7 protein-coding genes are annotated in these 14173 nt (G+C 32.8%); 2 read left to right on the top strand and 5 right to left on the bottom strand.

Going from position 1 to position 14173, the window contains the following annotated elements; all coding sequences use genetic code 11:
• The first annotated feature begins 30 nt into the window (after positions 1–30).
• On the top strand, positions 31–4980 hold the full coding sequence (locus IM744_RS13435; RefSeq protein WP_194508660.1) for a choice-of-anchor L domain-containing protein: 4950 nt from the start codon (positions 31–33) through the stop codon (positions 4978–4980).
• A 263-nt stretch (positions 4981–5243) separates the two neighbouring features.
• Here IM744_RS13435 and IM744_RS13430 read toward each other — a convergent pair whose 3' ends face one another.
• From IM744_RS13430 to IM744_RS13420, 3 genes are all read right to left on the bottom strand, one after another.
• On the bottom strand, positions 5244–5624 hold the full coding sequence (locus tag IM744_RS13430) for a hypothetical protein (RefSeq protein WP_194508659.1): 381 nt from the start codon (positions 5622–5624) through the stop codon (positions 5244–5246).
• 76 nt (positions 5625–5700) lie between these two features.
• Complete coding sequence (locus tag IM744_RS13425; RefSeq protein WP_194508658.1) at positions 5701–7107, bottom strand: DUF5689 domain-containing protein; 1407 nt, start codon at positions 7105–7107, stop codon at positions 5701–5703.
• Between the two features lie 36 nt (positions 7108–7143).
• A complete protein-coding gene (locus tag IM744_RS13420; protein WP_194508657.1) occupies positions 7144–9912 on the bottom strand; it encodes a TonB-dependent receptor in 2769 nt (922 codons plus the stop codon).
• Between the two features lie 139 nt (positions 9913–10051).
• On the opposite strand from IM744_RS13420, the gene IM744_RS13415 reads away from it, so the two are divergent.
• Positions 10052–11122 (top strand): endonuclease/exonuclease/phosphatase family protein, encoded by a 1071-nt coding sequence (locus tag IM744_RS13415; RefSeq protein WP_194508656.1) that lies wholly within the window; start codon positions 10052–10054, stop codon positions 11120–11122.
• A 140-nt stretch (positions 11123–11262) separates the two neighbouring features.
• Here IM744_RS13415 and IM744_RS13410 read toward each other — a convergent pair whose 3' ends face one another.
• Positions 11263–11703: a hypothetical protein gene (locus tag IM744_RS13410; protein WP_194508655.1), complete on the bottom strand. Its 441-nt coding sequence runs from the start codon at positions 11701–11703 to the stop codon at positions 11263–11265.
• A gap of 52 nt (positions 11704–11755) precedes the next feature.
• On the bottom strand, positions 11756–14107 hold the full coding sequence (pbpC, locus tag IM744_RS13405) for a penicillin-binding protein 1C (protein ID WP_194508654.1): 2352 nt from the start codon (positions 14105–14107) through the stop codon (positions 11756–11758).
• Between the last annotated feature and the right edge of the window lie 66 nt (positions 14108–14173).

Genomic DNA, 14173 nt, shown 5'->3' with positions numbered 1-14173 from the left:
TGTAATAAGGAAAAATAACAACCAACACAAATGAAAAAAATTACCTTTATAATTGCGTTAATTTTCACCTGTTCTTGGGTTAATGCGCAAACGTATTTACAAGAAGATTTTAATGTCGAAATACCTGCAACATGGACCGTTACTGATGGTGGTGGTACAACAGGAGATTCGTGGATTTCTGGTCAACAAGGAGGTGGAAATAGTCTTGATGGTACCAATAGTGCTATCGTTGATAGTGATTCTAATGGTAATGGAACAGAATTAATAGAAACATTAACATCTCCAGTTTTTGATACTACTGGAGCAACTGCTTTGTTTTTAGATTTTGATCAGTATTATAATGACTTAGCTGGAGGAGTAGATTCAGATACAGGAGTAGTTGAGGTCTTTGATGGCACAAACTGGATAGAAGTTTTAAACCTAGATGCAGATGCTGGAGGTTTTAATTCTTCAGATCAACAACATATTGATATTACAGCGTATTCTAATGCTGATATGCAGATAAGATTCATATATAACGATGGTAATAGTTGGGCATGGTATTGGTTAGTTGACAACATTCAAGTTTACAATTCTACTTGTAATTTTCCTTCAGATTTAACAGTAACAAATATAACATCTAACTCAGCAGATTTAGAATGGGTTGCAGGTGGTAGTGAAATGGCTTGGGAAGTTATAAACCAAGAAGCGGGAGGACCTGTTCCAACAGACGCAGATTCAGGTATCTCTACAGGAGGAGAAAATCCATTTCAAGTAATGGGATTAACAGAAGGTACTAATTATGAATTTTATGTAAGATCAGATTGTGATGCAGATGGTACAAGTATTTGGGTTGGACCTTTTGCTTATAGAATAAGTGGACCTGGTGAAGTTTGTGAAAATCCAATCATAGTTTCTTCATCTTTACCTTATACAACAACAGATGATACAGTAAATTACATAAATGATTATATTGGAGTTCCTGGAACAGATTGTGGTTCTGGATTTGGTTATTTAAATGGAGATGATGTAGTATATGCATACACGCCAACTGCAGATACGTCTATAGATATTTCTCTTAGTGGGATATCAGATAATTATACAGGTGTTTTTGTATATACAGACTGTGCTAATATTGGTAACCAATGTGAAACTGGAGCTGTTAATGGTTTTGGTCAAGGCGACTTGATTATTGATAATTTATCGGTAACAAACGGACAGACCTATTATATTGTGATTTCAACTTGGGCAGCTCCTCAAAATGTAGTTTATACATTAACTATTACTGAGAATACTTGTGTTGATCCTGTCATAGATTATATAGTAAGACAAGATTGTATCAATGGACCACAGTTCTTTATTGATGTAGATTTAACCGATTTAGGTTCTGCAACTTCAATGACAATCTCTGATGATCAAGGAAGTGCTTCTCAAAATACAACAGTAGCTGGTGTATTTTCTTTTGGACCTTTTGCAAATAATACGCCAATTATAATTACAGTTGTAAATGATGATGATGCTAATTGTAATAGCACTAGTGATGCTTTAACACAAGATCAATGTGTACTCAATGTTGTAGATTGTACACAACCACCGCTTCAATTTAATTACTGTTATGATAATAATGATGATACAGCTTGGTTATTTGAATCAAATGATGGTAACCCAGTTAGACTAACATTTAACGCAGGTGGAATAGAAAGTTGTTGTGATGACATTTTAGTTTATGATGGTCAGGATAACACTGCACCATTGATTTACCAAGGAAATAATGGAGGTGATCTTTCAGGATTACAATTTGATTCTACAGGTGATTCTTTATATCTAGAAATAGATTCAGATGGATCTGTAAGTTGTGCATCTAATAGTGGATGTTGTACTACTGAGTGGGATTTTACTGTTGCTTGTGCAACTTGTGTCAACCCAGAAACAACTTATACAGTGGTTTCTAACTGTACTGTTGGACCAGAATTCTTTGTAGATGTTGACTTAACTAATTTGGGTTCTGCTTTATCCGTAACTATTAGTGATGACCAAGGTAGCGCACCTCAATCAGTAAGTGCATTAGGTGTAGTTACTTTTGGACCTTATACAAATAATACCCCAGTTGAAATCACTGTAGCAAATGATGATGATCCTAATTGTACATTAACGAGTAATACATTAACACAAGAATTCTGTTTAGATAACGTGGTTGACTGTTCTGAAGGACCAATCAATGTATCTTATTGTTATTTTAATAATGATTCAAATGTATTCACGTATACAAGTACAGATGGAACAGCGTTAAATTTAACATTTAATTCAGGAGAAGTTGAAGGAGCTCCTTTTGACTTCTTAGTTGTTTATGATACAGATGGATCAGAATTGTACAACGATGAAGGCAATAATGGTGATATCTCAGGATTAACTTTCCAATCAACGGGAGATACAATATCATTTCAAATAACATCTGATGGATCAGTAAGTTGTGAATCTGGATCATTTGCAGATGGAATAGATTATACTGTTTCTTGTGCTACTTGTATAAATCCAGCTGCAACATATCAAGTTGTTGATGATTGTGAAAATGGTGATCAATTTCTAGTAGATGTAATTGTTACAACTATTGGAGATGCTACTTCAATTACAATTTCTAATAATATTGATGCAAATACTGTTTCAGCAACAGCTGCAGGTGTTTATCAAGTGGGACCATTCCCTTTTGCTACAGATGTTGTAATTACCTTAAGTAATGATCAAGATGTTAACTGTATTGTTAATAGCTCTGCTATCAGATTAGAAGCTTGTCCACCAGATAATGATAATCCATGTAATGCAACAATTGCAGGTGTTAATGCAGACGATAGTTGTAGTATAATAACTCCTGGAGTATTATTGGAAGCTACAGATTCTGGTATACCAACAGGAACTTGTGGAGGTGATCCAGATGATGATGTTTGGTTTGAATTTACAGCATTAAATGAATTTCAAATTATTCAGTTAACAAATATAGATAGTAGTGGTTTTTTCGAGAATCTTGACCATGCAGTTTATGAAGGAACTTGTAATGCTCCTGTAGAATTATATTGTTCTGATGCTGATGCGAGTTTAACTCCATCTTTAACAGTTGGTAATACTTATTATGTAAGAGTGTTTTCTGCAGGTTCAGATCCAGTTGATTACACATTTGATTTATGTATTAGACCAGGTTCTGGAAATGTAGCAATAGATCAAACAACATATACCGTAGAAGAACTGGTCACAGATATTTTAATCAATAGTCCATGTGCTCAAATCTCTAATATTACGTTTTCAACGGGTACAGACTTTGGTAGTACTAACGGAATCGGTTACTTTTCAGCAGATGAAGGTAGTTTCCCGTTTGAGGAAGGAGTACTATTAACTTCTGGTGATGCCAGTAGAGCAGGTGGTCCTAATTTTAACGCACTAAGTGATGGTGCATTTGATTGGCCAGGAGATGCTCAACTTGATGCAGAAGTGGGTATTAATTCTAACAATGCAACAATTATAGAATTTGATTTTGTGCCTTTATCAGATGAAATTAGTTTTGATTTCTTAATGGCTTCGGAAGAATATAATGGTGGAACAGGCGGGACTTTTGAGTGTACTTATTCTGATGCTTTTGCTTTCTTTTTAACTGATGGAAACAGTGTAACAACTAATTTAGCTGTAATACCTGGAACTAATACACCAATATTAGTAACTAATATTCATCCAGAAAACCCTGGATGTGCTGCTATTAATGAAGAGTATTTTGGTGGTTATACACCTGCAAATTTACCTCCAATTTCTTTTGATGGAAGAACAGAGGTGTTTACTGCATTCTCTCCAGTTAATATTGGTGAAACCTATCATATTAAATTGGTAATTGCAGATGCAACTGATACTGCATTAGATTCTGGTGTATTCTTAAAAGCAGGAAGTTTTGATATTGGTGAAGTAGAGTTAGGTGCAGATATTACTGTTGAAGCTGGTACTGCTGCTTGTATTGGAGAACAAGTTATTCTTGAAACACAAGCACCATCTGTCGCTCATGTTTGGTATAAGGATAACTTCCAAATTGATGGGGAAACTTCTAATGTTTTGGTGGTTACAGAAGATGGTACTTATACAGCTCAAATTATATTTTCTCCTTCTTGTATTATATCAGATGAAATTGTTGTTGAGTTTTTACCATTACCTATTGCAAACACACCTCCAGATTTAATTGGATGTTCTATTGGTAATGATACAGCGGTATTTAATTTACCAGACAATGATTTACCTATTTTAGGTGACACTCAAAGTCCTAATGATTTTACTGTAACTTATCATTTTACTGAGCAAAATGCAATTGATGGTATTGATCCATTAACTAGTCCTTATACTAGTGAGTCAGACCCTCAAACGATTTATGCATTAGTGACTAATAATGTATCAGGTTGTGAGAATACTACAAGCTTTAATTTAGTTTTAGGGATTGAACCAGAAACAACATTCACTGAAGATTTTAATTATGAGGTTTGTCCAGATGCTGTAGTTCCAATCAATATCGAGGCTACACCTGTAAATTATGATGCTTCTCAAGTATCAATTAATTGGTTTTATGCTTTTGATGCTAGTGCAACACCAGAATTAATTACTGGAGAGAATGGTTTAACGCTTCCGGTATTAGAAGGCGGTATCTATACTATTGAAGTTTCATTTAATGATACAGGATGTACATCATCTCAATCACAAGAAGTTATTGAATTAGAAAGTTGTTTCATACCACAAGGAATCTCTCCAAATGGAGATGGTATGAATGATAGTTTTGATTTAAGTAACTTTAGAGTAACGAGATTAGAAATCTTTAATAGATACGGAACATCAGTTTTTGAAAAATCAAATTATGTTGATGAATGGGTTGGACAATCTAGTGAAGGAGATGAGTTACCAGTTGGAACTTACTTCTACGCTGTAGATTTTGAAGATAGAGAAAGTGAAACAGGTTGGGTTTACCTTCAACGAGAAAAATAATAGGTAATTAACTTTTTATAAATAAAAAGCCTCAAGCAAATTATGCTTGAGGCTTTTTTAGTTTATTTATGTCTGTAAATAATAAGTTGACTCAATCTTAATTATGAACAAAAAGGAGTTTCTTTATCTTTCTTTTCGCTACTGAATGAGATTTTCTATTGTTAATTCAACCTACAGACGAGTTTTTAATTCTTTTTTGTAATGTAAAGGTTTTGAAATTATTTTCAGTACTTGTGATATCTATTTATGATAGTACGTCATTTTTAAATCACATTTAGCATTGCAAGAGGTAAAGCTATACTTACAGCTAACAAAAACCACAATAAATTAATATTGTAGAGATCTGTCGTTTTATTACTGTTTAGTTTTGCGTTTAATACCTTTCTTTTTTTACCTGTGTATTGTATCCAGTTTCTGAAAATGATTACAATGCATAAAACAACATATAGCATCCAAGCACTTTCCGAAGAAAAACTAATAGAATTCATTTCATTAAAAAAAGCAGATGCAAAGATTCCTGCTAATAATAACAAACTACATTGTAAAGTAGATATATAATATAAAGCTATACTATTAGCTTTTTGCTTTTTTGTTGGCTTATAATGCTTGAAAACATTAAAAAAAAGTGTGTCGAAGATTGTCATTATGTGTAAATGGTTAAAAAAAACCTGCTAAAATGAATTAGCAGGTTTTTTATAATTATTTTAAGTTTAATTATTTTTATTGAGGAGATAAGATTTTAACATTACTTAAATCTCTAGTTGAAGAAATCGCTGCATTATCACTATCATAAACAAAAGCAATTACACCACTACCAGTAGCAGCAGATAGGTCAATAAAACTAGTTACATCATATATATTATCAAAAAACCCACCATTAATTGGTAGTGCAGAAATTTGATTTGCTCCTACTTCAATCCAAGTTGCAGTAGAAGGGTCACTTCCTGAAACATAATCGTTAGAATAATAAGCTTTTAAAGGCTCTTCTCCTGTATCACTAAAAGCATCAGCGATTTCTAATACCATCTGTTCGTCCGTTTGAGCATCAAAATCAAAAGATGGTGAGATTAACCAACTAATCATTGGCACTGAATTTGAACCATCATATCCAGAACCTCTAATGTAAGAAACTCCACCAAAAGATGCTGGATACCAAGACTGAGTTCCTTCAGTATTAATAACATCCCAACCATTTAAACCACCAACAAAATCTTCTTCATACACAACTGAATAGTTACTAATATCTACCAATTCACAACGTTCTCCTGTAAAGTTTACATCGTCAGTTGAATTTAATGCTAAGATAATGCTACCACCATCAAAAGTTTTATTTACAACAGCTGTAATTGATCCATTACCAAGAGGCAATGGTTGATTTTGAAAACTTGCAAAAGCACTGGTTTCTAAACTAAATGTAGTATATGACGTTCCTTCACATGATTGAAGTGTTCTTTGTGTATCAAAAGATTCGATAGGATCAAAATATAACTCTCCAGCTAAATTATCAGCAAATTCAGCACCATCAACATTAACTAATACACCTACAAGCGAAGCGTTAATTTGAGAAAATGATACTGCCAATGGCACTATTTCTTCAGTTATTGTAGATCTAAGTACGCTTTGTCTTGTTTGACTTTCATTTATACTAGTTACAGTTGTTCCATATTGATCAGTTTCAGTTCCACCACCAATAGTAGTTACACCGTTTCCAACTCTTTCTTCACCAACAAATAATCCATTAAGTTTAATATAAACTTCTCTTCCTAAGTTAAACTGGTTGTATGTATCTACTTGATCTAATATGATTTTAAGAGCTCCAGTTGGGTTAGTAGGACTATCTTGAATATAAAATTCTTTAAAGAAGTTTCCCGTTTGGTCTGAAGAAGACACATAACCTTTTACATAAATATCAGTTTCAATAGCTTCAATAAATTCGCCCTCTACATACATTGCTTTTACATTAGCAATTGTTACTTCTGTTGCGTTATTTAATAATTCTTGTAAGACTGCATTTTCTTCATCACCTAAACTGCTTGGTACAGAATAGTCGTCGTCTTGTACACACGATGTCATTGCAAAACTCATTGCTATAATCGTGAAAAAAGTAAAAATTTTATTCGTTTTCATAAGGGTTAATATTATATTTTTCATAATTCTTTTTTTTTAAAATCTAAAATACACATTTACAAAATAATTAGTGCCACGTCCATACCAGTATTTTGCTCCAAATACTCTTGATGGGTTTTCATTATCCTCTTTTAATTCTCTATAATTTGCGTTTCTTCCTTGCTCAAAACCTCCAGTTTTGTATTGCTTATCTAATATATTACCAATACTTGCAAAGAATCCAATATAGTAATCATCTATTTTCCATGATTTCCCTCCAATTAGATTAACAACCATGTACTCATCAAATTCTTCTTGTTTTAATAAGTCTCTTGCAATGTCTTCATCATAGTCATTAAATGGTAAACCATCAGCGTCTAAGTAAAAATTCTCTGTTCTTGTTAATGGATTAATATCTACATAAGCATTAGAGAAAAAGTTTGCTGTTGCTCCAAACCACCAGTAATCAGGATCACGATATTCAAAACCAATAGAAGCTGCACGTTGTGGTCCTCCAGCAATTTTATAATCTTTTAAGTTAGATTCCCCATAAGAGATAGAACCGTCTTCAGATGTGAAACTAGCAGAAGTTAAATATAAATCAGGATTATTATCATACGTGTACTGACCTAAAGAAGCTGCACCTTTTAATTTAATTGTTGGTGTTACTTGTGCTTCAATACCAAGCTCCATACCTATGTGCTTTTTATCAATGCCTTGTAATACTTCTTGAACAAAAGCAGAAGTTTCGTTATCTTGGATATCAAAACCACTTAAACCGTCAGCATAATAAAAAGATACTTCATTGGCATCTGCTATTTTAGAATAGTATCCAGTAAGTCTAGCTTTAACAATTGGAGATCTAAAAATGTAACTAGCATCAATAGAACTAACTTTCTCTTCAGTAATGTCTCTTACAGTACTCTGATTTTCTCTTGAGTTAGAGTATGTATTACGTAAAGAAGGTGCTCTTGTGATGTAACCAGCATTAACATCTAATAAATGTTTTCCTGTTATTTTATAAGTAAATCCACCTTTAGCTCCAAATCCTGTAAAAGATAATTTCTCACCTTTTCCTAAAGATTCGTTTCCGGTAAACCTACTATGTTCCCATAAACCTTCTCTTTGGTAAGTTGTGTTAGTTAAACTACCAGAAAGGTAAAAATCTATTTTATTGTACTTAAATTGTGCTTGAGCATAACCAGAAATTACGTTAGCATAAAGATTGTAGTTGTATCTATATTTATCTCCTACATTTACAATTCTGTTAGGATTTTGAGTATCATATTGATAGTTGTCAAATGAATCTACATTTAATACACCTACATTAGATCCTAAAACGTCAAGAATTTCACCAAAGTTTTTAGATTCAAGATTCTTATAGTTAACAGAAGCATTAATTAAAATGTTTTCAGTTAATTCAGAACTTAGAATAGAGTTTAAAGTAAGTTGATTGTCATCACTTCTGTCTTCATATAAAGCATAAGCTGCTTGTATACCATTAATATTATTAGTGACGTTAGCATCAATAATACGATTCCAATCAATTTGGCCATCGTTTATAAAGTCTTGTTCAGCAATATAAGCTCCTGCATAATCAGGACCATTATCATCAGCTAAAAAATAACTAGGTAAATCTTGATAGTATGATGGACTTGGGTTTCCACCACCAGCATAATCTAAACGACTGTTTCCTAATTTACCAAATTGATAACCAACATTAGTATTTAAAGATGTTTTACTATTAATAGTCCAATAGTGGTTTAGCATTAAAATTGGCTCTTCAACTTCTTTAATACGAGAGTTGCGTTTGTCTCCATCTAAATAACCCCAATATTCATTATACTTAATACCTTTTAAGTCATAAACCTCTTGAGTATTAGGTGAAGATTTCCCTCTCCTGTTTGGTGCATAAATTGATGTAAAATTAATACTATGTTTGTCATTTATTTTTTTCTCTACGGAAGCAAAAAATGAATTAGAATCGTATAAAGAAGCATCTTGGAAACCTTCATTTCCCCAACGTCTTCCAATAGAAAAGCTATAAGCCCATCCACCTTCAATTAAACCAGAAGAGTAACTAGCCATTAAACGATTTGCATAACTCCTATTTGAAGATGAATACGTAACTCTACCACCTTGTCTATAAGCAGTAGCTCTAGTGCTAATGTTTGAAGTTCCTAAAATACCACCAAAGTTATATGCTGAAGGTGTTAATCCAGAAGTTAATTCTTGATTACGCATCACATCATTAAGTCCTCCCCAATTACTCCACTGAGGTCTACCATTGTAAATCTTGTTCATTTCAATTCCGTTAATTAAAACAGAACCATTGTCAGAATCTAATCCTCTTACTCTAAAGAAGGAAGAACTAAATTCAAATGCAGCAGTACGTTGAAAAATATCTTGAGATGATTGTAGTAATCCAGAAATATTATCTGAAGCACTTGTGTCATCATTCAGTTCATCGTCTGTTATTGTAATTGTAAATAAATCAACAGAATCAGATACATCAATGTCCAATGTCATTCCGCTAATATCTACGGTTTTACCTTCGTTAACAACAATAGGATAACGTTTGGTTTCATAACCTTGTTTCTCAATTTTTAATACTTGTTCTCCAAGAGGAACAATGCTAGGAAATTGAAATTCACCATTGGGATCAGTTTTTACAAATTGACCAGTTTCTTCGATGGTAATGGTTACATCAGGAATTGGTTCTCCAGTGACACCATCAAGCACACTACCTTTTACTATAGTATCCTGTGCAAATGATGTAAAAACGGAGAAAATTCCGAATAATAAAATAAAAAAACTTTTCTTCATACCTTATTTTAATGATTAATAGATCTTGCTTAACTAAATATTAATATTTAAAAGCGAGCAAATTTACATTATTTATAATAAATACATACTTTTGGCTCAAGATTTGCTTAGATCTTAATGATAAAATAATATAAATACTATGAGACCAATACATTATTCATTAGCAATTGTTTGTTTTTTAATGACATTTAGTGTCTTTTCTCAAGAAGAGAAAAAAGAAAAACGTTTTAAAATTCACACGGTTGCATTCTACAATTTAGAAAATTTATTTGACACTATTAATGATACAACTAAGTTTGATGAAGCTAGTCCTATCATGGAAATGAATGCTAATAGAGAAGAAGTCTATGTAAAGAAAGTTAAAAATATGGCACGCGTTATTGCAGAGATTGGTGCAGATATGACAGGAAACTCGCCAGCAGTTATTGGTGTTTGTGAAGTAGAAAACAGACAAGTATTAGTAGATGTCGTTAATGATCCACTTTTACTTTCTAAAGATTACGGTATCATACATTATGATTCTCCAGATGCAAGAGGTATTGATGTCGCTTTATTGTATCAAAAAGCCCTTTTCAAACCCGTAAGTCATGGGTCTTACGAGGTTAAAATATATGATGCAAAAACAAGAAAACGTAAACAAACAAGAGATCAATTATTAGTAAGTGGAGAATTAGATGGTGATCTTATTCATGTCATTGTTAACCACTGGCCTTCTAGAAGTGGAGGAGAAGCACGTAGTAGACCAAATCGTGTTGCTGCAGCTAAAGTGACCAAGCATATTAAAGATTCTTTAATGGTTATAGACCCATATGCTAAGATTTTTATTATGGGAGATTTAAATGATGATCCAACAAATGAAAGTGTAAAAGGTGTATTAAATGCAAAAAGCAGCAAAGAAGATTTAGATTTAAAAGACATTTATAATCCTTATGAAGAAATGTTTACTAAAAAAGGATTGGGAACTACAGCATATAGAGATGCGTGGAGTTTATTTGATCAAATTATGATGACCAAAGAGCTAACTAAAAAAGATGATTATTCCTCTTTTAGATTTTATCGAGCAGGAATTTATAACAAACAATACTTGACGAATAAAAAAGGTCGTTGGAAAGGATATCCTTTTAGAAGCTTCGCAGATGGTAGTTTTTCTAACGGATTTAGTGATCACTTTCCAGTCTATGTTCACTTAATTAAAGAAGTAGTAGAATAATATTCAAGTAAATAAATAATAAAAAAAATGCGCTATTAATTTAATAGCGCATTTTTTTTGTTTTTGAGAATGAAGTGATTGATGCTTTTTGCATTCTGATGAAAACTAGATGTTTTTTGACCGATTGGAAAAAGTTTAAATTATTTAAAAATCCAATTCGTCCAAGGAATTCTAGATAAGACTAGAAGAAAACCTAAAGTGTAAAAAATGGCTAACATTTTAAATTTTGGTTTAGAAGTCAATTTCTTTTTATGTTTTGAATATCCAATAGTAATAAAAGTAACAGCAATAATGCCAACAAATGGATGATCTACAGCTAAGAGCCTAGCAAGCGAATCTAATCCTTTTATTCCGTTTGCAGCTATGTTTTTAAATCCAAAAGGCGAAGTGAAATACAATACCAAACCAATTAGTAATTGAATGTGCATTACAATTAATGTAAATAGAGAAATTCTAAAATCTACAGCGCTAAATTCTTTGTTACCAAAAAACTTAATTAATGCATTAAAAGTGGCTACTATTAGCATAATTACTGCAAGATAAGCCCAATAAGAGTGAATCATTTTAACAACTTCGTACATCGTTTGTGGTTTTTAAAATTATGAAGGCAAAGGTAATAATTTAAACGATATTTTACTCTGAAATTGAAATCAAGCGTTTCACTTCATTTCCAAATTCATCAACGACGGTTATGGTATGTTTTCCTTTCTTCGGAAGAATAGCCAATTCATGAATATCTCTCGTTGTGCCAACATATGTTTCGTCAACATACCAAAACACACTAGATTCTGGTTTAGAATGTGCAATCTTTAAAATAAGTTCATTGGTTTCACCATCAAAATCTTTCGGAAGGAAAATCGAGTTGTTCTCCTTAGGGTAAATAAAATCCATTGACACTTGATTCTCTCCCATGCAATCCAAACGCAGTTTAGGCAATGGTTCATAAAAAGGGTTTTTACTCTTATAATAATATGCTTTTAAAGGTGATAATACAAACCAAGACTTATGTTTGATATTGCTTAAATCCTCACAGGAGGAATTAACTTGATAAGTTTCAGTTGCATCAACATGAGCCAAAATATGATATGGACAAGGTTCTGTTTTTAGCCCACTAATTTGAACATAGTTTTGCTCTGTAATATCGCAGTTTGGTGACGCACGATGTCCGCTTTTAGAGCAAATCGTCACCTCTTGCATTTCGTCAAATGGTTTTGCAAACCAATCGCTATTAGGTAAAATATCAAATACATCAAATAAAATAGGTGCTGCAGTTTGTACACCAACCAATCCTGGACGACCTTCACCATCTGCATTACCAACCCAAACACCAACAACATAATCTTTAGTCGTACCAATTGCCCAAGCATCTCTAAAACCAAAGCTGGTTCCTGTTTTCCAAGCGATTTGTTTAGAGTCATCAAAAAACTCCCAACTTTCATCACCTTGAGGCCTGTTTACTTTCTTCAAACTTTCATAAGTGAGGTAGATGGATGCAGCATCAAAGATTGTTTTTTCAGCAGACTTATCTCCAAAATTTATAGTTTCCGAAGCAATAAAAGTAGGCTCAACAAACTCATTGGTATAATACTCGCTAGAGGTTTCAGAAAAATGATTTAAGGTTGATGATAGTGACGCATAACTTTTACATAAATCCCAAAGATTGCTCTCTGCGCCTCCAAGAATGAGCGATAATCCATAATGATTGGCATTATATTTCAAATCTTTGAGCTGTAATTGTTTTAGATATTGATGAAAGCGATCTAGTCCAAAATCCTGAAGCATTCGTACTGCAGGAACATTCAGTGAACGAGATAACGCACGACTCGCAGGCACGACACCATCATATTCTTTATTGAAATTTTCTGGATTATAACTCCCAAACTGACTTGGGACATCTGTTACCAAAGTATTAGGTAATAAATCTCCAGCATCTAACATTGCAGCATATAGAAACGGTTTTAAAATACTACCAGTACTTCGTGGTTTGTCAATAATATCAACATCTTTTTGATGTGCTCTGTCTGTTGGAGTGTTACCAACATAAGCCAAAACTTTACGAGTACGAACGTCTAAAACTAATACAGATGCATTATGAATTTCATTTTGTTTTAATATGTTGTATTGGTTTTTTACAATATAATTGACACGTTCTTGAAGATTGCGATCAATAGTAGTTTGAGTACGTTCGCCACGATTAGTTGTCGCTACTTTTTGAAGTAAATGAGGTGCAATTTGTGGTAAAGCGTAGGGTTTTTGAGGTAAACCTTCTGCAATTGATAAATTGTAAGTTAATGAATCTATAATCTTATTTTCAACAAGTTTGGCCAGTAATCTGTCACGTTTTTCTAATAAACGTTCTTGATTTTTTCCTGGATAAATTAAACTTGGCGCATTTGGTAAAACAGCTAAAGTTGCACTTTCTGCCCAAGATAATTGATGTGCATCTCTATTAAAATAGCGCCAAGAAGCAGCATCTAAACCAACAACGTTACCTCCAAAAGGAGCGTTACTACTATAATAAGCTAAAATATCTTGTTTAGAATCTCTTACTTCTAATCGTGTTGCTAAAATGATTTCTTTTACTTTTTCTAGATAGGTTCTTGATTGCCCTTTTCTTGATAATCTAATGACTTGTTGTGTTAATGTACTTCCGCCACGTTTTACTTCTCCTGCGCTCATATTATCTTTAAGTGCTTTAAAAATGGAAATGGGATTGAAACCAGGATGCTTATAAAAATACTCATCTTCAAATTGTACAATACAAATTTTGAATTTTTCCGGAATGCTATCGTTATGTGGAAAACGCCATTGACCGTCAGAGGCAATTTGGGCTCCTAGCAATTGATTGTTTTGACTTGTGATAACAGTTGCGGTTGGATCTTTGAATAAATCACCAGGAAGACAGAAAAAATAAGCGATTAATAGGACTAAAAACACTACCGTTTTCTTTTTATTCTTCTTAATAAATGTAATTAACCTATACATGACCTATACAACAGTGTTTTATTATGTTTCTTTTAATTATGTTCAAATAAATATAGGTATTTTCAA

Source organism: Psychroserpens luteus (assembly GCF_015319355.1).
Lineage (GTDB): Bacteria > Bacteroidota > Bacteroidia > Flavobacteriales > Flavobacteriaceae > Psychroserpens > Psychroserpens luteus.
This window is presented reverse-complemented; position numbering and strand designations above follow the sequence as displayed.